Raw genomic sequence first — 21,613 nt, forward strand, 5'->3', positions numbered from 1 at the left:
TCATGAAACGTGTCTGGCTGGTAGTATCGGTACTGTTTTTAGGAATTTTCATCTGGGGTGGTATACTGTCAAACACCGTATCATCCCAGCAGTATGATTCTCGTGTCTCTAATTTGGAAGCGGATTTGAATCGTTTGGAAACTAGAGTTATACGTATAGAATCGTTACTCAGTCAAAATCGTCCCGTACCTCCTACAAGTACAACCAAAACCCCATCATCGTCATCGCCATCGCAAAAAACCGTTCCACCACAAGATCGCGATCTTATGTTCGATAGGCTTGCTACTTTGGTTGTAGAACTGAAGCAGCAAGTCAATGCGTTACAGGGACGAGTCACAAAATTAGAGAAACGTTCTGTCTTGTAACTAAGTAGCCAAAAATAAGAATTATTTGGAGTAATCTGGGGTTAATCGGACTTAACCGACCCCAGATTACCTTGCTCATTTGAGCACTCCCAAAACGGGGTTTAGTTTGCCTCGACACTGCTTAAGCTCCACAACTTAATTTAATTGAACGTTTTTGGAAGTTTATTAGAAATGAATGCCTATACTCTAAGTACTATGCCAATTTTACCGATTTTAAGACGGCAATATCTAACTGTATTGCTACTGCTAATACTGATAATCAGAAAAAGTTAGATAGCTTGTTAACTCTCAAATTCCAGACCTTTAAAAAAGTCCAAGTTTTAGCCGTTTAGAGTATACATCCAATGAAATTGAGTGCAATTATATCTTGTGGGATGGGCGTCTCGCCCGTCTTCTTGCGTCCATCAAAATAATGTTACATCCAATGAAATTGAGTGCAATTATATCTTGTGGGATGGGCGTCTCGCCCGTCTTCTTGCGAAATTGAGCAAGTCACATTCATCATTGGCGGGTAGGTTTCGGGAATAGTCACTTTTTGTGAATAATCTATTTGGACAAATTAAACCGTAAAAACAAGCATATACATTCAGTGCTCATAAATTTGTAAAAAGCTGTATTATAATTTACTGTCCATCATAAGTAAAACTTTGTAAGCACCGATAGAGTCTTCTCTATTCTCGGTGTTTTTAAGTTCGCTTTACTTTTTTTAAGATTAATGACAGTGTTCTTTCTAAAAAATCAAAATGTAGCTTTGGGCTTGGCTCTATTAGCCATTATTTTTCTTTCTCAGTTCAACTTTAAAGCGACTGACCGTGAAATTCCAATTTTGGGTTTTCACGGTATTTTAGATGACAAAGCACCCGTGATTTTTGCTCCTGAAGAGTCACTGCATTACCCGCAGCAAGACCTAGAGGAACTCCTAGAGGACTTAATTCGTAATGATTACTGGTTTTTAACGACTCAAGACTTATATGACTTTTTCTTAAAAAGAGTCAAAAAAATTCCTAAAGAATATTTAAATAAAAAGCCAATTATGTTGTCAATAGATGATGGGCATAAAACCATACATACTAATTTACTACCTATTCTGTATAAACTAGAGAAAAAATACAATAAAAAAATCAAAGTTGTTTTATTTATTAATCCAGGTACTTTTCCCAAGCAAAAGAGGAAATCCTCAACTCATTTAGGATGTCAGGAATTAAGAGAGGGCTTAAAACAAGGTTTTTATGATATTCAATCTCATGGAATGAATCATAAGAATTTAACTACAATAAGTTCTCAGGAAATCGTATATGAGCTAGTGCAATCTCAAACAAAACTACGAGAATGTACAAAAGATTTAGATCCACAGAAAACAGTAGCATCTCATTTTGCTTACCCCTATGGAGCTTATAATCAACAAGTCAAGTCGTATGTATCTAAATATTATGTATCGAGTTATCTCTATAATGATAAGATATTAAGTCTGGTCTGTAGGAAAAACTTTTATGAAATCCCTCGGTTAACTGTTAGTCGAGGAACATCATTTCTCGAACTTATTAGAAAGTCTGGAGGTATGTATCAACTGAAGAATGAGGCAAAATGTCAAGATACAACGCCAGCAAAAAATAAGAAAAAATTATAGTTCAGTGATGTATTAAAGTTTCTAAATTCTGTTTGTACGATGCATGCGCTAAAGCGCAACTACGAACAGATAATTCTTATTTGCGCGGACTTACTTACAATCAAAATTTCTATGCAGCAGAAGAATAGTATCAATATAACTAGTCCAAAACGTTTCTACACTTTAGATGCGTTGCGTGGATTTGCTATTTTAGCCATGGTTTTATCAGGGACTATTAGTTATGAAATATTACCTGCTTGGATGTATCATGCTCAAAAACCACCACCAACTCATACCTTTAATCCTCAGTTAGCTGGGTTAACTTGGGTAGATATTGTGTTTCCACTTTTCCTGTTTTCTATGGGAGTAGCTATTCCTCTAGCATTGTCGAATCGCCTGACTCAAGGATTTCCGATCGCACAAGTTCTTATATATATCTTTAAAAGAGGATTTCTGTTAGGTTTGTTTGCAGTTTTTCTGGAACATTTTAGACCCTTAAGAATCAATAATAACCCAACTGAGCAAACCTGGTGGATAGCTTTGTTAGGTTTTTTTCTACTCTTTTTTATGTTCCTTCGATGGTCTGTCAGCGAACAATTCCAGCAGTACACAAGATGGTTAACTTTTGGTGCTTGGTTGGTAGCAATAATATTTGTTTTTTCCCTGCAATACCCTGAAGAAAGTGGATTTTCGCTGCTGAGAAATGATATTATCTTGGTTGTTCTAGCTTATATGGCGGTTTTTGGTGCGATCGCTTGGTTCTTCACCAAAAATAATGTATTGCTGCGTTTGGGATTGCTAGGTTTCTTGATAGCTATACGGTTCTCAGCCACTGTTAAAACGAGTTGGATTTCTGCACTTTTAGCAACATCACCTATTTCCTGGATGTTGCGATTGGATTATTTAAAGTACTTGTTTATCGTTATTCCCGGAACTATTGCAGGAGATTTGATTTTAAAATGGCTGCAAGCAGGAGTCACAGACACAGATGAAAAAAGGCGAGTCACCTGGGTGCGATCGCGTTTCTATGGCATCATTATCCTAATGTTAGCGATCTGTGTGAGCTTGCTAGTTGGTTTACAAGCAAGATGGGTGGAACAAACAACATTACTCAGTATAATTTTAGCTTTCATCGGTTGGTTTTTATTTGTCAATCCAGTTTCTGAAACAGAAAAATTGCTAGCATCTTTTTATCAGTGGGGCGTTTATTGGCTAGCTCTGGGCTTACTGTTTGAGCCATTTGAAGGAGGTATTAAAAAAGACCCTTCTACCTTAAGTTACTATTTTGTGGCAACATCAATTTCACTTTTTCTCTTAATTATTTTCACTATATTGCTAGATGTGCTCAAACAACGAAAGTTACTGCAACTTTTCATTAATAATGGGCAAAATCCCATGATTGCTTATGTAGCCTTTGCCAATCTACTTTTACCGATTTTTAAGTTAACAAAAATTGAAATGTATATTGTAAAATATACAAATACTCCTTTAACAGGTTTTCTGAAAGGAGTTTTGTATACGTTGATAATTGCTTGCTTTGTAAGTTGCTTGAGTAAACTCAAGCTTTTTTGGAGAACATAATAGCTTATAAATCGAGGTTTTAGCTTTGTTTCTACCCCACCCTAGCCCTCCCCTTGGAAAGGGAAGGGAATTCAGATATCTAATTTCTCCCGTATCAAGGGGGGATTAGGGGGGGGTAAATTCAACTTGTGCGTACACTGCCCACCCAACTCTCCTTCATAAAATTTAACAAATGAATTCTTGCTCCAAATGTGCCATATTGTCGGATAATTGGGTGTGCAGAAAAAGTGCATAAGTTAAGCCTACTTGCACCCAATTAAAGGAGTAGTGGCTTTGCCTCTATGCTTGTTTCCGTTCTGTTGTGTGTGGGCTAAAACCCACACATTTCATCAGATCGTCGTTCCAGCTCGCTAGCGATTCCCCCTAAAGGAAGCTCGCATTAAACTAGCACGCCTAGATCCTCAATCTACTATTTTACCTTAGAATACGCTAAAACAGTGACCAGCGATCAGTGATCAGTAAGCTCCCTACTCCCTACTCCCTACTCCCTACTCCCTCCCAATGATTATTTGGTAAGCAGGTAGGTATTGAGTTAGAATAAGCGATCGCAAAGTTAGTAAATAGCCGGGAGACTCACCGGAGGTGCCATTGTCCAAATTTCTTTTGAAAATACTGTGGTTAGACGATAACGTCGCATTGGCAGTCGATCAAGTTGTAGGCAAAGGCACAAGCCCTTTGACTAAGTACTTTTTCTGGCCAAGGAATGATGCCTGGGAAGAACTCAAGAAGGAACTAGAGTCCAAACACTGGATTACTGAACTGGATCGAGTAGAACTACTTAATAAAGCCACAGAAGTTATTAACTATTGGCAAGAAGAAGGTAGAAACCGTCCGATGGCTGAAGCACAGACGAAATTTCCTGAAGTTACTTTTACGGGTAGCGCCTGATCTCAAAATAAAGAGAAGTAACTGGTAAAGGTTTCATGGAATAAGTTGGAATATTAGCCACATCAAAACTGCCCGTGCATGACCTGAAAAGATATTTGACAAGGTACATTGCATGGGCAGTTTTTGGCTGTGTCTTGTATACGGGACAGGGTGCTGCTTCTTGTGGGGTGGGCATCCTTGCCCGCCTGTTTAATAAGACGGCTTGCTTGTCTGTTTTACAAGACGGCTTGCTTGTCTGTTTTACAAGACGGCTTGCTTGTCTGTTTTACAAGACGGGCGAGACGCCCGTCCCACAAGAGCAAAATTGCTTTTCACAAGAGCAAAATTGCTTTTAGGTGAAATCAAATCAATCCGCCAGCAGCCTGAAAACGAGCACGGGCGCGTTTGTAAGCTTGGGTTGCTTGGATTTGTGCTTGTCGATCGCCTTGCTGTACCTGATTCAAACGAGTTTCTGCTTCGCCAAAAGCACTCCGGGCTTCCTCTAAGTTAATCGAGTCACCACGTTCGGCACCGTTAACCAGAATTGTCACTTCATTTTGCTCGACTTCAGCAAAACCACCCAAGAGGGCAATAGCTACCCAGCCCTGATTGCGATCAGGACGTACTCTCATGACACCCGTATCCAATGCGGTTAGAAGTGGCGCATGTCCGCTAAGAATACCGAGTTGACCAGTGGTACTTGGCAAAACGACTTCTTCCGCCGCCGCATCCCACACTGTTTTATCTGGGGAAATTACACGAACAGTCAACGTCATAGGTTAACTCAGTCATTACTAATATTTATTCAGGGAGTAGTGAGTAGGGAGTGGGGAGTCAAATGCCCTACTCCCTACTCCCTATTCCCTATTCCCTACTAGCCTTTCAGCTTTTCAGCTTTAGCGACGGCTTCTTCGATATTACCGACCATGTAGAACGCTTGTTCTGGTAGGTCATCCAATTCACCGGCAAGAATTCTCTGGAAACCTTTGATAGTTTCTTCGAGCTTCACGTACTTACCAGGAGAACCGGTGAAGACTTCTGCTACAAAGAAGGGCTGGGACAAGAAACGTTCTACTTTCCGCGCACGTGCTACGGTGAGACGGTCATCTTCAGACAATTCATCCAAACCAAGAATGGCGATGATGTCTTGAAGCTCCTTATAACGCTGGAGAGTAGACTGTACTGCACGAGCGGTGTCGTAGTGTTGGTCACCAACAATGTTGGGTTGCAACATGGTGGAAGTAGAACCTAGTGGGTCTACCGCCGGATAAATTCCCTTAGCTGCCAAACCACGAGACAGTACTGTTGTTCCATCCAAGTGAGCGAAGGTAGTAGCAGGTGCGGGGTCGGTTAAATCGTCTGCAGGTACGTATACCGCTTGAATTGAGGTGATCGATCCTTCAGTGGTAGAGGTAATCCGCTCTTGCAAGTCACCTACGTCAGTACCCAATGTCGGCTGATATCCTACCGCAGAAGGCATACGTCCCAATAGAGCCGATACTTCCGAACCTGCTTGCACAAACCGGAAGATGTTGTCAATAAACAGCAGTACGTCTTGCTTGTTTACATCTCGGAAGTACTCTGCCATTGTTAGTGCTGACAGACCAACCCGCATTCTTGCTCCGGGTGGTTCGTTCATCTGACCGTAAACCAAGGCGATTTTCGATTCACTGGGGTTATCTTTATTGATAACTCCAGATTCAATCATTTCGTTGTATAGGTCATTGCCCTCACGGGTGCGCTCGCCCACTCCACCGAATACAGACACTCCACCGTGTTCTGTAGCGATGTTGTTAATCAATTCCATCATGATGACGGTTTTGCCTACACCAGCACCGCCAAACAGACCGATTTTCCCACCGCGACGATAGGGAGTCAGCAGATCAACAACTTTGATGCCTGTCTCAAACACAGATGGCTTGGTTTCCAAGTCAGTAAGTTTGGGTGCAGAGCGATGGATGGAGGACTTTTCTTCAGTACTTACGGGTCCCTTGTTGTCTACAGGTTCGCCAAGGACGTTGAAAATTCGACCCAGCGTGGCTCTACCAACTGGCACGCTAATAGGAGCGCCAGTATCGACAACGTCCATTCCACGTACCAAGCCATCTGTGGAACTCATGGCAACAGTCCGTACCTGGTTATCACCTAGCAGCTGCTGCACTTCGCAAGTAACAGAGATGTCTTGTCCGGCTTCGTTTTTGCCTGTAATGGTCAAAGCGTTGTAGATTTGTGGCATTTTACCGCCAGGAAATTTAACATCTACAACCGGACCAATGACCTGGGTAATGTAACCAATGTTTGTTTTTTCTGCAGTGGTGACCATGCTGAGCCTAATTAATTGAAGCTATATTCCAGATAAGGTCAAGAAAGACATAAGATATTCCAATGTCATCTTCAAGATTAGCACTGAACGAGTCCCTCTCTGCGGCTTAAATTTATCCTTAAAAATTTGGCTTTGTTGTCGAAAATAGGTTATTGGGGTGTCATGCGTTGACATCTTGAAACTGTTATGATATGATTATCGTTCGCATACTGAATTTCAACAAAGCTAAATGTTAACAGCCAATTTTTCTGCCAACAAACATCTGGCTGCCTAATGACACTTTCTTCTTTGTGTAAGCATTGAGCCAGCCCTAACAGCACCCAAGGCTAGCAAGCCCAGCATAGAAGATGCTTCGGGGACAGGGGTAGGAGTTGCTTTCAGGGGAATAGGAGCTACTGTGGCGGGAGCAAGATTTACTTTAATTTCTGCTTTAATCTTTTTGTCAATAGCACTGTTGAACTCCTCAAATGTTGCTGCTTCTATCAAGAAAGCAGGACTTCCATCACCATTGATACCACCAAGAATTTCTTCTTGATAAAACTTTTTAACAAGAGGATCGCTACCAACAATGATACCGTTGATAGCGTCAATGCCTTGAGCAAGGGCCAGATTCCGGACAGTTGCTGTATCTGTTCCGTCATTTTCTGCTCCATCACCAGATACATCTATAACTTGCCGTGTTCCCTCAAAATCATTATTAAAGAATTTTGGAGTTGCAAAAGCGATCGCAGAACCAGGAGCCGTCACGCCAAAAAATTGACGTGTTGTAGCATCAATAGCGTTAGCAAATTGTTGTGCAGCTGCTACGCTATCGATAAGAGTCCATCCTACGGCTTCTTGCTGCTGTTGTGCGTTAGACCAATAGATTACGTTGACTGCAATCTTACCTAATGAGCCTTTAGATATAAAGTCGTTGAAAAGATTGGGATTTAAAAAAGTATTTACATAACCCTTTTTTTGCAGGTCAAATTCATACTCGCTAATGCTTCCCGATACATCTACGAGTAAAGACAATTCTGTGTCTACTGGGGTGAGAGTAGCTGCTTGAGTGCTTGTTGAAATAGCTAAAACTGACAAACCGCAAGATACTGCTGTTAATGTTGCGCGAACAAAATTGAAAATTTTCATATTTAACCTTATGACTTCAAGAAAGCAGACTTTAATGAGAAATTTTGGATTTTAGATTTGAGATTTTGGATTGAGAAAGTTTTACCTATAGCATCGTTAGATTAATCTCCAAAAACCGATAACTTTATCGTTGAGCATACGAGATATCAAGCTCGATCGCAGAGAAAAATCATTTTTTTGCCTCATTTTTGACTACTTTATCGGCGATCTAGACTTTACTTTATCCAACTATCTGTCGCATTCTTTTTTTGGCGTTTTTGAATAACAAACAGTATGAATTGCCATCATTCCCAACCCTTCTCCAAAAGGGATTCGGGAGCTAGAATTCTTGTCTCCTCTCCCAAAGGGAGAGGGCTAGGGTGAGGGCAAATCTTGCTACAGTACTGAGTTTTTTCATAAATCATGTATGATTCCTATAGACTACTATCATTTTTTTTTAAATACTATGTTTTTTACTGAGATTTATACAAAAATTACATTTACAATCATCTAAAATAATGTAAAAAAACAGTCATACTAAAGCTTTGAAAACATTTTGGGAAAAACTAACGGTATAAAACTTTGTAAAAATAAAGTTTTTTCTTTAAAGAAATTTAATTTGATAACTTGGTATTTCCTAGACGAACACTTAAAAAAAATATAAAATTATACCATTTTTAAATTTTTACACTGATAAAAAGTGAAAGGCTATTCAGAGCCTTTTAGAAAAGGCATTTCATAACAAAAGTAAAAATTTTATAAATTTAAGTTTTCAATTCAAATAAAGTTAAGACTAGTTGGTCTCGATCGCGGATCTGCGCTGATGATTGCGAAAGATCCATTTGAACTATAATGAAAATGCAAATACTAAAACCATTCAACTACCCCCACTGCCCACTCCCTACTCCCCACTCCCTTGTTCAAGATAGTTTGTTGTTTTGCAATCCAACCTCCTGCTTATGAACATCTCGTCAGCGCGACAGTATTTTTACAAAGAAGTTCAGCAGCCTGATGAGTACATCGACTTAGCAAGGACAGCTTTGTATATTGCACAAGAAGAGTATCCCTACCTCGATCCGGAAGAATACCTCAACGCCTTGGATACAATGGCATTGGAGCTACAAGAACGACTACCGCAGGAACGCTATCCTCTAAAAATTCTTCAGACTATTAATCAGTATCTCTACGATGACCTTGGATTTGCTGGTAATCAAGAGAACTACTATGACCCCCGTAACAGCTTCTTAAATGATGTGATTGACCGGAGATTGGGCATTCCCATTTCTTTGGCACTCGTTTACTTGGAATTGGCAAGAAGAATTGATTTTCCTATGGAAGGAGTGGGAATGCCAGGTCATTTTCTGATCCGACCTAGCATTCCGGATATGGAAATTTTTGTTGATGTGTTTAATGGTGGTGACGTCATGTTTCCTGAAGATTGTCAGGAACTGCTCAGTCAGATGTATCAACAGCAGGTAGCGCTAAAACCAGAATTTTTTCCTGTTGTGAGCAATCGGCAATTCTTGGAACGAATGCTGAAAAATCTGAAATATATTTACCTCAATCAACAAAATTTGGAAAAATCTTTGGCATCGGTGGAACGAATTTTAATGCTTTTTCCCGAGCAAGTACAAGAATTACGCGATCGCGGTCTTTTGTGCTATGAACTTGGTCGGTTTTCTCAAGCTACAAGAGACTTAGAGACTTATTTGGCACAAAGCCCCAATGCTCGAGATGCTCATATTATCAGGCACATACTGTCTCAGTTGGGTAGATAGTTGATAGTCGTTAGTGTTAGTTAATAGTTGTTATTAGTGGTCACTGGTCACTGGTCACTGATTACTAACCCTTCTGCGACTAGTTTTAAACGACGCAGTTGAGCTTGCATATCACCTTTTGTCCAATTTTCAGCAAAGCTTTTAAAGCCCCAACTGACTATAGGGTTGGGGATATCAAATTCAAACCTGTTCAGCAGTTGTGTTCCCTTGTCTATGGGTCGGCATTCCCAGCGATCGCGCCCTTCAAAAAAACCCTGAAATTGCCAGACAACCAAACCGGGTTGTCTCTCCACGATTGTACTGTGTAACGTGGGTTTGAGAATTGGTGTTTGAATAATGAACAAGCTTTTGCCACCAATTTCAGTACTCCACTGACCTAAAGGTTCACAGCGTAAAGCAGGGTTGAGCCAGCGATGCATAAGAGTTAGGTCGGTAATGCATCGCTCCACTACTGTAGCTGTCGCATTAATTTGAATTGATTGTTCAAAAACTTGAGACATTGCACAACTGTTACACTACGTCTGCACCTTGAGTATCGCATGACCAGTGACCAGTGACCAGTGACCAGTGACCAGTGACCAGTGACCAGTGACCAATAATAAATAACACAGTCAAAAATTTTTCTTGATATCAACTCATCTGTATGGTTTTACTGGTAATCTACTGGCAAAACACTGTTACGCATCAGGGTTAGTGGTTGTCTTTACAATCCATACTGCAGATGCATCTCAAGTGTTTTTTGTTATAAAACTTAACCTTTATTTCAAAAAACCATGAACGCAACTTGGCAAACAATATCCCAGGTGATAAATGTTGGTTTTTCGATGAGGGTCTACCCGTTGGTTGCACAATCTCCAACCTTGCCATCTGAACAAGTTGATGGATTTGATTACTTACAAGCAACTCTGCAACAAGTAATCCAGTTTCTGCCTCGGTTAGTAGGGGCGGCGTTGATTTTGTTAGTTGGTTGGTTGATTGCTGCAGTTGCTAGATCTGTAACTCGTTCCCTCCTCAACCGCACGAATATAGACAATCGCATTGCCTCAGGAGTCACCGGAGTGGAATCTCCCCAGGTTGAGGGAATTATCTCCAACGTAGTCTTTTGGGCTATCCTCCTGATAACGGTTGTTGCAGTTCTAGATACGCTAGAACTGAGGGTTGCTTCTCAACCTCTGAATACTTTTCTCAATCAGGTTGGGGACTTTTTACCCAGGTTTGTTGGTGCTGCTGTTATCTTCGCAGTCGCTTGGTTAGTGGCTAGTCTGGCAAAGTTGATAACAGTACGGGCGCTACAAGCATTGCGGTTGGATGAACGATTAAATCCACCACAAGATAATAATGCTCCCAGTCTCAATCAGATATCATTGAGTGAGACAATTGGCAATGCTTTGTACTGGTTTATCCTTTTGGTGTTTCTCATCCCCGTGTTGGATAGCTTGGGGTTGAACCAGGCATTGCTACCAGTACAAACTCTGGTTACACAAATTATTTCCATTCTTCCCAACATCTTAGGTGCAACACTTATTGCGGCTATTGGCTGGTTTGTCGCTAACATTGTCAGACGGATTGTAACTAATCTACTGATGACAACAGGGATTGACCATTTGGGAAGTCGGTTTGGATTGAGTGCAGCTGCAGGAACGCAATCGCTATCGACGATTATTGGTACGATTGTCTACGTGCTAATTTTGATTCCTGTGGCTATTGCTGCACTGAATCAGTTGCAGATTCAAGCGATTTCCTTACCTGCGATCGCAATGCTGCAACAGATTCTCAACGCCCTGCCATCAATATTTACAGCCGTAGCAATTTTGCTGATTGCTTACTTTTTCGGCAGGTTTGTATCGGAGTTAGTTACCAGTATCCTCACAAGTATAGGTTTTAACAATATTTTCTCGGTTTTAGGTCTGCCATCACCGACCAAACGAGTTGTTATTCCAGAAGAACCTACACCCTCTGCGATACCAAACCGCACTCCTTCAGAATTTGTCGGCGCGATCGTTTTAGTCGGCATTATGCTGTTTGCCACTGTTGCTGCAGTGAATATCCTGAATATTCCCGCACTGACAACACTGGTGACGGGGATTGTGATTATCTTGGGCAGGATTTTAGCTGGCTTGGTTGTCTTTGCTATTGGGTTGTATTTGGCAAATTTGGCTTTTAGCATTATTGCTAGTTCTGGCGATCGCCAAGCACGAGTTTTGGGTCAGGCCGCAAGGATTGCTATTATTGCCCTAGTATCTGCAATGGCACTGCAACAAATTGGCGTTGCTAGCGATATTGTGAATTTAGCTTTTGGGCTTTTGTTAGGTGCGATCGCAGTTGCTATTGCCCTAGCATTTGGTTTGGGCGCTCGCGATATTGCTAGAAACCAAGTTCAAGAATGGCTGGACTCTTTTAAAAACAAGAGTTAAGGAACTTTCTTCTCTGTGCTCTCTGTGCCTCTGCGGTTCAAAAATAATTTATTTAACCACACCAGACGCAGAGTACACAGAGGTAAGAGGTGAAGCAATACTACTCGCAATACTGCTCGGTTAAGAGAAAACGAGAACCCCGGTATCTTTAAGATACCGGGGTTCTGGCAGCTCAACTATCCTTAACCGAGTCGTATTGATACGACTCGGTTAAGCGAAAATTAGAAACCCGCTTCAGTTGCTTATATACTTCGTCATCATTACGCTTTCCCACCAAAATTATCTCAACCAAATCCGCATCAGCATCAAAGCGATAAACAATACGGTACTCTCCAGAATCTACACGATAATACCCTGTATAACCAGTACTTCTATCCCGCTCGCAGATTACCTATTTAAATGAACCGCAAAGACGCAAAGAGCACGTTCGCGAAGCGTCTCGAAGAGAAGAAAGAGGAGAGGCGGAAAGGGAGTAAAATGTTGTAAACGAGCCAATTGCTAAAAAAAGAAAATCTAGCAATCCTAAATCATTTGCAAAATTCTCTCTTATCTCTTTTCTTTGCGCTCTTTGCGTCTTTGCGGTTAAAAATTTTTACAACTTAAATTAGGACTGCTATAACAAAACATTAACGCACAGTACAAGTAGTAGGCGATCGCGATTTAAAGGTACTGATGTGTCACCAACTCACACGAAGATGCACTGGATGCTTACGAAAAGGCACTGAAAATTGATAAGAATTATTACGAAGCTTTACTTGGGAAAGGAAATGCATTAATGAATTTAAAGAAACCTCAAGAAGCGCAGGAGTCATATAACAAGGCTCGTGAATTAGGTTTTCTCCCGAACAACCAACAACCGGAAAGTAAAGCGGCTGCACAACTCCTATTGCAATCTTTGGTAAATAAATGAAGTTATTGTGGTATGATCTTTGCAGTCCAAGGTCGAGAAGTTCAACTTTCGTCTTGAATAAGGCCAGGTAGAAGAAACTGTTTGCCAAAATGCAAACAGAACATGGGAAATCAGAGAAGAGTAAGCTGTAGTTAATCTTAATTCAAACTTGAGTGAGGAGTAGGTGAACTGGAGCAATCCAGAGGAAATCGACCGACTGACCCCACCATCAACTGTGCAAATAGTATCAAGCCTTTATCAATGCGTCAATCGAATTTCGGCTAATGACCGGGAATGCATCAAAGAGTTCACAAGGAACTTACACATATGCTTATTCAAAAGAAGAACGCCCAGAATACCAAAAAGTTGTTTAAAAGGTTGGCTTTGATTGTAGGAATCGCTGGTGTCACTACCTTCATCAGTTTTCCTGTGTTGGCCAAATTTTATCCTCCCTTGGCACTTTTTCAACCTTCTGCTTATCGCAGCTATCCTTCCTATCGTAACTCCGAAAGGAACATTGCTGACACCCTGACAGAGGATAGCAAATTTACCAGTTTTGTTTATGAATTGAAACAAGCAGGTCTTCTGGATGAGTTGAAGCAAGACGGACCTTTTACAATTTTTGCTCCGTCTGACGAAGCCTTTAATGCTTTATCCAAAGACATCTATCAGCGATACAGCCAACCAGAAAATCGGCTTAAAGTGCTTAAATATCATTTGGTTTCACGCATCATCACTGAGAAAAACTTAAACGGCGCAGAAATACCAACGGCTGTTGGTAAGAGTGTCAAAGTTACTGTTGGCTCTGATGGTACAGTCAAGCTGAATAATGCTGTTGGTAAGCCTCCCTCTATCCAAACAAAGAATGGTGTGATCGTTGAAATTGATCGCGTACTTTTACCTCCTGGATTCTAATACTTGATCGAAATAAGGAAGAGGGAATAATATTAATACTTCTTCCTTCTTCTTTCTTCCTTCGTTAATATGCTACTGCCAATTTCCTACTAGAATGAAAGGTGCCCAGAAATGTGGATGCCTATACTGCTCGTATTTCTCAATAATATTTAGTTGAGATCTTCTGAGTGCTTCCGCTTTATTTTGGTCTGTCTTTTTTGCTTCTTCTAGCTGAGTGTAGAATTCACTCATGATTGTAGCAGTCGTTTCATCTACGACTGACCATAATGTTGCCAGCGTACTACGAGCACCAGCCCGCACTGCTACTCCAGCGAGTCCCAACGTCGCCCGTTTATCTCCACTTGCTGTCTTACAAGCACTGAGAACTAGCAACTCAATAGGTTTATTCTGATACAAAGAATTGTTCTGCAATAACTGACCTAACTGATTCACATTGATACGGCTATCCCAAGAAAGGATAAAGGTTTTTTCAGGGCTGGAGCTAAACTCACCATGAGTTGCTAAGTGAACGATGGGAGGAACACGAGAAGCAAGAATCTGTTTTTTGAGTTGCGTGCTCGTAAATTCTTCGTTGAGAATCAACCGTTGTGAGATTCCAAGATTCTTAATTTGTTGCAGTTCATTTTCTACATTGCTCAATTCTTTAAAATCTTTATGTGGCTCAAACTCCTTACGAATTTTACTGAGTCCTGCGGTAAAAGCTTTTAACTCAACCTTCGAGATTGGTTTTGGATCGACTAGCTGCAGACCGGGCGTGACAGCAATGGCATACTTTTGTATGAGATACTGCTTACCATCAAAAAGGATGGACATGGGAATGTTTCGCAAGTCTCCATCTAACACGAAGGCTAGAGTTGTGACATGACTGTTGTTTAACTCGGACTCTATTGGTTTAATCAGCCAGTTATACAACTTGTGGTACTGTATGCGGGCAATTTCCTCAACGCTGACAGGATCTATCAGGGAACGTTGCACCTCGTCTAGAGTTTTCTTAAATTCTTCTGGCTCAAGTGACGTTGTATGAAAGATTAAATTTTGCTGTTGGGATAGGCTTAGAATAACCGTTAATTTGTTTTGCGAAACAATTGTGTAGATAATTCCTGCCTTTTTATCTAGGTTATCAATTTGTTGGGATTTTTCCTGTACACAAGCTTCTTTAAAAAAGTTATTAATTTCAGCTAATTGAAGAGACTCAATCACTTTACGAGCTTGTACTATCAGTTTTTGGCTTTCTTCACTTTTTCCTGCTGCTTTTAAGGTATCAGCATATCCTATGTCTAAATCGACTAACTCTCGGTAAATTGGTTCAACACTTTTCTGAAAAGAAAATTGCACTTCTGGATTAATTGTAACTAAATCCTTGCGTAATAATTGCAGAGCTTCATAGGCATTGGTGTAAGATGCGATCGCTTCTGGAATATCTCCTTGAGCCTTACGTATTTTTCCCAACTGTCTGAAATGCTGGTAAGCTATATCTGGTGCATTAAAAGTTGAATCAAGACTCAAAGCTTGTCTGGTCAATTTTTCTGCTTGGGGCAAATTTTGTATGGTTTTATCCGTATACAATCTACCCCGATTTCCCAAAGCATAAGCCTCGGCTCTTTTGTCCCCTAAACGCTGCGCTTGCTCGACTGCTCTAGTTAGAATTCTATTCACATCGTTCAAAGTTGGCAGTTGGGAATGAGTTTTAAGCTGAAAATTACTTTCTTCAGCTAGTTCGATAAAGTTCTGAGCAAAGTTGATTTGGAGGTAAACTCCCGTGCGACTTGGGGGTAGGTTATTGAGTTGAGGGTTGAGCGATCGCCATAATTCTTCTGCTTCGTCCCATCTCTCCAGTTTCATCAATAAACTGAGTTGATTCAGTTCGGCTTGCTGTCGTATAGCTGGTAGTGGGGACAAACTAACTGCCTTTTTATAAGAGTTTAAAGCTTTTTGTTCATAAGACTGTATTTCGCCACGAGCCTCTTTGACTGTAGCTAAATCTCGTTCCGTATTTCCTAAACTCAGATATGTCGCAGCTTGCTCTTGAGGAGAATTCAATTTTCCAGCTAAGTTTTTACTGGTTTCTAAAATGATTTCAGATTGATCTAACTGCCCTTCTAATCCCCTCAATTCACCGAAGCTTCTCAATGCTACAAGTATAACTAAGCTAGGAGATTCAGTTGGGGCAATTTTTTTCAGTTTTTTTTGCAATTCCTCTAAAGAAATTTGATTGAAATCCTCACAATTTTGAACATCAATGACTTTGTTTAAAACTTGTAATAAGGTATTGCAAGCACGAGGATAAAGACCCAAATCTTGCAGCGCTTGAGCTTGATTAATTGTGCTTCTAGCCAACTTCTCACCCTCACCTATTTGGCTGTATATCTTAGTAGACTCCTGCCAACTTTTGAGAGCATTTGCTGACTGTCCTAACTCCCTTTGTAAATATCCTTGAATATTTAAAGTTTGAGCTTGAATTTTTAATTTATCTTTTCCTTGTTGAGTTTGCAGAAGTTTTAAGCTGTCTTCGATAGCTTTTGTTGCTTTATTCCACTGTCCTATTTGTTGATAAGTCAAAGAGAGATTGCTCAACGCCATTGCTTGATTTAATCCATCCCCTTTAGCCGCAAAAACATCTGCTGTTTTTTCCCACGTGATCGCTGCTTTTTGGAACTGTCCGGAGCGGTATAATTGGGTTGCCTCACTCACTAACTGTCCTGCATCTTGTTGAGATTGAACAATGGGAGTTGGTGAAGAAACTTTGGCGATAACAGGTGAGACAGTTGAGAGGGTAAATAATAAAGCTGCGAGAAAAAGGGAACGCTTTCTGTAGAGCTTTTTAAAGAAATTTTGCAATTTCCAGAATATGGTCTGCCGATATGCCATGGTCGATTTCTCCTGTCAATAGGGGTTTTCACGCAAAAGACGCTTAGGGATGTCCAAGAAATAAATCTTCCGAATTGTGGGGCGGGCGTCCTCGCCTGCCCTCTTGCCAACGGGCGGGACGCCCGTTCCACAAGAAATTTTTGGAGATTTTTTTATTTGGAAGTCCCTTAACGTACAGCACAACTGGTAGGCGTGAGAGTTCGTAAGGGGCGTTGTGCGCCGATGGTAGTGGGATCGTAAGCTGTCAGCACGACTTCACCTTTTTCGTTAAATACCCATCCTTGAGCTGGTACAAACTGTTTAAGATTTGGGCTGGTGGATGACAAAGTTGTATGAGTTGTACTTGCAGAATTCTGAGCAGTATTCACAGGCTCAACTAAATCAACTTGTACATTGTTGTTGTTGACAGTTTGAACGGGATTAGTCGGCAAACCACCACGCCCAGTGACAATAAATCGACTACCGACACCGCGTTGACATGGATTCTGGGCAATCTCTTTTGAGGGGTCTGTGACTTCTTCAGGTAATTCTACCAATCCGCGATTGGGATCGATTTCGGTATTGAGTTGCACGGAACCTTGTTGCTGCGGCTGTTGTTGGGAAATGGCAGTGATATCACTTGTCGGGACATTATTTGGATCGAGTCTATTCGGATCGAATTGCTCAAGCTGTTGTCGGCTAAGTGGGGCGATTCCCAGCAATGCACCTCTAATGGAAATATTTCCACCCCTACCTTCAAAAGCATTGGCTGTGATGTCGCTATTTTCTTGGGGAAAAGCAATGATTACGCCATCAGGAATATTGATAGTGATGTCACCGCCGTCACCTCTACCCTGTGCTTTGCCTGCAGTGGCAGAAATTTTACTTCCACGACGCAAGATGAGTAAGTCTTGCAAATTCAGCTTGATATCACCACCCTCAGCACTTTGGGTTTCTGCGGTAATCTTGGCATTGTCCAATCTGAGAATTCCTGCCCCAATTACAATGCTTCCGCCCTTTCCGTTCCCGCCACTATCCACGGAGATTCTCGCTCCATCGCGCAGACTCAACTCTCTGGGATCAATATCAATGCTACCACCATCGCCTTGAGAGTCTTTCGCAGTGCTCGAAAAGAATCCACTATTACTGCCAGAAATGAAGATGCGATCGCTCACCCTAAAGATAATATCACCTGCTTTGCCACTGCCACTGGTGGATGTGGTGACCTGTCCACCATTAGTTGCTTCAAAAGTCTTGGCGTTAATTGTAATGGTACCACCGTTTCCTGTAGAACCAAGGGCGTTAGCAAATATCCCACTTTCGGGACCCTGATTATTTACAATATCCGTAGGTGGACCAAATCTTGCTGCTTGTTCAATTCGTCGATTGAAGTTGGAGTCAAAACCAAAGAGGGTAATACCCTCAGAGATAGTCAGAGTGATGCTTCCGGCATCTCCATTACCCCGAGTAGTTGTGAGCACTTGTCCACCATCTACAGATGTAAAGGTTTTGGCGTTAATTGTTATGTTGCCACCATTACCATTATTGGAAGTAAGTGCGTTTACAACTGCACCGTCTGCGATCCGAAAATCACCAGTGGTAACGGTGATATTTCCTGCAGCCTGTGGCTCAGTATTGGTTGTTCCTCTTTCAGCACTGGCAAACAATCCACTTGAGAACCCCGTGATTGAGAAGAGACCGGGAAATTGAACAGAACTATAGCCCGAAATATTAACAAAATCTTTAGTATTGATCTCAATATTTCCTGCTTTTCCTCTTCCTCCATTTAGACCATTTCCTTCACGGAAAACAACACTACCTATCAGACCGCCATTTGTTAGGGTCAGCGATCTTGCCTGTATATTAATATTACCAGCAATTCCTTCGCCTCCCTGTTCTACATTACTTCTAATGTTACTCCTTGTAGTGAGTGTGACAGAGCCATCAATTTGCAGTGACACTTTTCCAGCATTTCCCTGACCAAAAGTAGCAGTACTTAGCACGCTAAGATCGTTCATTGATAGGGAGCCAGCTTTTATGTCAATGTTACCTCCATTACCTGTTGCTTTCTGCCCCACTAAGCTTGAAATTTGATTAAAAGAACCAGAATCGGTTCCTAACGTAGTGAATCCAAAGAGATTAACAGCGTTGCGGACATCAATATTAATGTTTCCAGCATCCCCCGTGCCAAAAGTACTGGCGCTGATTTGTGCGCCGTTGCTCATCAACAGCGAGCCATTTTCGATAGTGAGATTGATATCACCACCATTGCCTGTCGCCCCTGTGTCTACGTAGCTAGCTATAAGACTGGGTAAGCTACTCACACTACTGACTCCGTCAAGTGTCACATCACCACCCCGGACTGTAACATTTACATCTCCAGCTTCCCCTTTGCCTGCCGGACGACCAGCTTGTGCTTGACGAATTATGGTTTGCAGTTGCCCGCCACTATTGAGAGATAGAGACTTGGCTGTGATATTGATTATACCCCCCTTGCCATCACCGCCTGCTTCTATATTGCTGAAGATGTAGCTGTCACCCGATAGAGCGACAGAACCACTCTCAGTCCGCACGTTGACGTTGCCAGCATTCCCCTTTCCATAAGTACTAGCGCTGATTTGTGCGCCATTACTCATCAACAGCGAGCCATTTTCGATAGTGAGATTGACATCACCACCATTGCCTGTTGCCCCTGTGTCTACGTAGCTAGCTATAAGACTGGGTCGTAGTTTATTAACACTACTCACTCCGGCAAGTGTCACATCACCTCCACGGACTATAACATTTACATCTCCAGCTTCCCCTTTGCCTGCCGGACGACCAGCTTGTGCTTGACGAATTATGGTTTGCAGTTGCCCGCCACTATTGAGAGATAGAGACTTGGCTGTGATATTGATTATACCCCCCTTGCCATCACCGCCTGCTTCTATATTGCTGAAGATGTAGCTGTCACCCGATAGAGCGACAGAACCACTCTCAGTCCGCACGTTGACGTTGCCAGCATTCCCCTTTCCATAAGTACTAGCGCTGATTTGTGCGCCATTACTCATCAACAGCGAGCCATTTTCGATAGTGAGATTGACATCACCACCATTGCCTGTCGCCCCTGGGTTTACTTGGCTAGCTATGAAACTGGGGAAACCATTCACACTACTGACTCCGGCAAGTGTCACATCGCCACCACGGACTGTTACATTCACATTTCCCGCATTCCCTTTACCTGCAGGACGCTGATTCTGCGATTGACGAACTATGGTTAGCAGTTGCCCGCCACTACTAAGAGATAAAGACTTTGCTGTGATATTGATTTCACCCCCTTTGCCATCACCGCCTGCTTCTATATTGCTCCCGATGATAGCGTCCGTACCTAGGGAGACAGAACCATTCTCCGCCCGCACAGTTACGTTGCCAGCATCGCCCTTTCCATAGGTATTGGCATTGATTTGTGCGCCGTCACTCATATTGAATGAGCCTTTGTCAACGGTGATATTGATGTTGCCGCCCTTGCCTTCATCCCCGGATTCTAGAGTGCTAAAAATTCTCGTGTTACTACCACTGAGGGAGACACCATTTTCAGCTCGCAAATTAACATCCCCAGCATTCCCCTTGCCAAAAGTATTAGCATTAATTTGAGCACCATCACTCATAGTGAGCGAGCCTTTGTCAACGGTAATATTGACGTTACCGCCCTTGCCCTCGCCGCCTGCTTCTATATTGCTAACGATATTCGTGCCACTACCAGTGAGAGAAACACCATTCTCAGCCCGCACAGTTACGTTTCCTGCATTACCCTTGCCAACAGTGCTGGCATTTAAGAATGCGCCACTAGTCATTGAGAGCGAACCAGCTTTAATATTGATGTTGCCAGTATTACCAGTAATACTGTTGATATTGCCACTGTAGCCAGGAGCGTTGACAACAGTGCCGCGAATACTACTTTGATCGGATATTGTTACTGCTCCTGTTGCATTGAGCGTAATATCTCCTGCTTGAGCACCAGTAAGTACCGTAGGTGACAAGCTTATCCCACCTCGCACTAAACTCTCTCCACTAATCTCTATATCTTTGGCGTTGATGCTGATATTTCCACCACCGCCACCGCGTACATTAACTTCACTCGAATTCTTCAGTCGGACATCGGCTCGCGCTACATTATCGGGAAAATTTAACTGTAAAGTATTACCATCAAGCCCGATATCACCCGTTCCTCTGACTCCTCCTAACTCGATTCGACCACTTTCAGTTAATAGTACTCCTTTATTCAAAAGCACGTCACTACCCACGAATGCTAGAGATTTTCCTGATGGGATTTGAAGACTTGATTGAATGGTGATGTTTACCGGATTTACCGTATTGACTGGATTGTCTCGAAAACGCAAACCTGTGGGAATGTTTACGGTTAACAGTTGTGGTGGAGCTAGTTTGTCGGCAGCGCTAAACTCAAACTGGTTGCCAAATAGTAAACTGTTTGCCGTACTTCCTAAAAAGGAACCGCCCACGTCTAATTTGGCATTTGGTCCAAACACAATGCCATTGGGATTGATGAAAAATAAGTTAGCACTGCTCAGCACGCCGAGCGTCCCTTGAATATTCGATAGGTTTCCCCCTGTGACTCGACTGAAAATATTCTGAATGCCATTTTCCGGATTAAAGTAGACTCTCCCGTTGGCATCGACGTTAAATTTCTCAAAACTGTGGAACAGACTTGTCCCGCGAGTCGCACCACCATCAATGCGATCGCCAAGACTTCCTTTGACATCAACATTCTGATTGACAACAGAACTTTCACTACCTAAGGTGTTGTCGGGAATCACTTGTTGCGCCCTAGCAGTGGTGACAGGTACAAGACTTGCAAGAGAGCACAGGGGGAAAGAGAAGAACAAGAGCGATCGCTTAAATAGTTTCATGGTGGATGCCTAAT

General features: G+C 42.0%; 15 protein-coding genes and 2 pseudogenes. 10 read left to right on the plus strand and 7 right to left on the minus strand.

Features of this window, described 5'->3' with window-relative positions:
- Positions 1-2: 2 nt before the first annotated feature.
- The 6 genes and pseudogenes from WA1_RS06920 (at position 3) to WA1_RS54720 (ending at position 4,775) form a co-directional block, all read left to right on the plus strand.
- A complete protein-coding gene (locus WA1_RS06920) occupies positions 3-365 on the plus strand; it encodes a hypothetical protein (protein ID WP_017747825.1) in 363 nt (120 codons plus the stop codon).
- Positions 366-490: 125 nt separating this feature from the next.
- Positions 491-697 (plus strand): annotated as a pseudogene (locus WA1_RS59475) (IS630 family transposase); the annotation flags it as partial.
- A 383-nt stretch (positions 698-1,080) separates the two neighbouring features.
- Positions 1,081-1,992 (plus strand): polysaccharide deacetylase family protein, encoded by a 912-nt coding sequence (locus WA1_RS06925; protein WP_017747826.1) that lies wholly within the window; start codon positions 1,081-1,083, stop codon positions 1,990-1,992.
- 111 nt (positions 1,993-2,103) lie between these two features.
- Entirely contained in the window at positions 2,104-3,552 is a 1,449-nt protein-coding gene (locus WA1_RS06930; RefSeq protein ID WP_026135149.1) for a DUF5009 domain-containing protein, read from the plus strand.
- Between the two features lie 588 nt (positions 3,553-4,140).
- Complete coding sequence (locus WA1_RS06935) at positions 4,141-4,440, plus strand: 30S ribosomal protein PSRP-3 (protein WP_026135150.1); 300 nt, start codon at positions 4,141-4,143, stop codon at positions 4,438-4,440.
- Between the two features lie 95 nt (positions 4,441-4,535).
- Positions 4,536-4,775 carry a hypothetical protein gene (locus tag WA1_RS54720; RefSeq protein WP_148662640.1) on the plus strand — a complete coding sequence of 80 codons (240 nt, stop codon included), beginning with the start codon at positions 4,536-4,538 and terminating at the stop codon, positions 4,773-4,775.
- Positions 4,776-4,781: 6 nt separating this feature from the next.
- Here WA1_RS54720 and atpC read toward each other — a convergent pair whose 3' ends face one another.
- From atpC to WA1_RS06950, 3 genes are all read right to left on the minus strand, one after another.
- Entirely contained in the window at positions 4,782-5,195 is a 414-nt protein-coding gene (gene atpC / locus WA1_RS06940; protein ID WP_017747829.1) for an ATP synthase F1 subunit epsilon, read from the minus strand.
- 98 nt (positions 5,196-5,293) lie between these two features.
- Entirely contained in the window at positions 5,294-6,742 is a 1,449-nt protein-coding gene (gene atpD, locus WA1_RS06945) for a F0F1 ATP synthase subunit beta (protein WP_017747830.1), read from the minus strand.
- Positions 6,743-7,012: 270 nt separating this feature from the next.
- Complete coding sequence (locus WA1_RS06950; protein ID WP_017747831.1) at positions 7,013-7,870, minus strand: DUF1194 domain-containing protein; 858 nt, start codon at positions 7,868-7,870, stop codon at positions 7,013-7,015.
- Between the two features lie 938 nt (positions 7,871-8,808).
- Here WA1_RS06950 and WA1_RS06955 point away from each other — a divergent pair.
- Positions 8,809-9,627 carry a SirB1 family protein gene (locus WA1_RS06955; protein WP_017747832.1) on the plus strand — a complete coding sequence of 273 codons (819 nt, stop codon included), beginning with the start codon at positions 8,809-8,811 and terminating at the stop codon, positions 9,625-9,627.
- A gap of 47 nt (positions 9,628-9,674) precedes the next feature.
- Here WA1_RS06955 and WA1_RS06960 read toward each other — a convergent pair whose 3' ends face one another.
- Positions 9,675-10,127: an SRPBCC family protein gene (locus WA1_RS06960; protein ID WP_017747833.1), complete on the minus strand. Its 453-nt coding sequence runs from the start codon at positions 10,125-10,127 to the stop codon at positions 9,675-9,677.
- Between the two features lie 273 nt (positions 10,128-10,400).
- On the opposite strand from WA1_RS06960, the gene WA1_RS06965 reads away from it, so the two are divergent.
- Positions 10,401-12,041 (plus strand): mechanosensitive ion channel, encoded by a 1,641-nt coding sequence (locus WA1_RS06965; RefSeq protein WP_017747834.1) that lies wholly within the window; start codon positions 10,401-10,403, stop codon positions 12,039-12,041.
- Between the two features lie 172 nt (positions 12,042-12,213).
- Here WA1_RS06965 and WA1_RS59480 read toward each other — a convergent pair.
- Positions 12,214-12,405: pseudogene (locus WA1_RS59480) on the minus strand (type II toxin-antitoxin system RelE family toxin); the annotation flags it as partial.
- Positions 12,406-12,741: 336 nt separating this feature from the next.
- Here WA1_RS59480 and WA1_RS54725 point away from each other — a divergent pair.
- Complete coding sequence (locus WA1_RS54725) at positions 12,742-12,951, plus strand: tetratricopeptide repeat protein (protein ID WP_148662641.1); 210 nt, start codon at positions 12,742-12,744, stop codon at positions 12,949-12,951.
- A 306-nt stretch (positions 12,952-13,257) separates the two neighbouring features.
- Entirely contained in the window at positions 13,258-13,845 is a 588-nt protein-coding gene (locus tag WA1_RS06970; RefSeq protein WP_017747836.1) for a fasciclin domain-containing protein, read from the plus strand.
- A 72-nt stretch (positions 13,846-13,917) separates the two neighbouring features.
- Here the strand turns inward: WA1_RS06970 and WA1_RS06975 are convergent, their stop codons facing one another.
- Both WA1_RS06975 and WA1_RS06980 read right to left on the minus strand, forming a co-directional pair.
- The gene (locus WA1_RS06975) at positions 13,918-16,713 is read right to left on the minus strand and encodes a CHAT domain-containing protein (protein ID WP_017747837.1); all 2,796 of its coding nucleotides are present in this window, start codon (positions 16,711-16,713) and stop codon (positions 13,918-13,920) included.
- 167 nt (positions 16,714-16,880) lie between these two features.
- Positions 16,881-21,599, minus strand: a complete 4,719-nt coding sequence (locus WA1_RS06980; protein WP_081402856.1) for a two-partner secretion domain-containing protein — start codon at positions 21,597-21,599, stop codon at positions 16,881-16,883.
- Positions 21,600-21,613 lie beyond the last annotated feature (14 nt).

The organism is Scytonema hofmannii PCC 7110, from assembly GCF_000346485.2.
In the GTDB taxonomy this organism is placed as follows: Bacteria; Cyanobacteriota; Cyanobacteriia; order Cyanobacteriales; family Nostocaceae; genus Scytonema; species Scytonema hofmannii.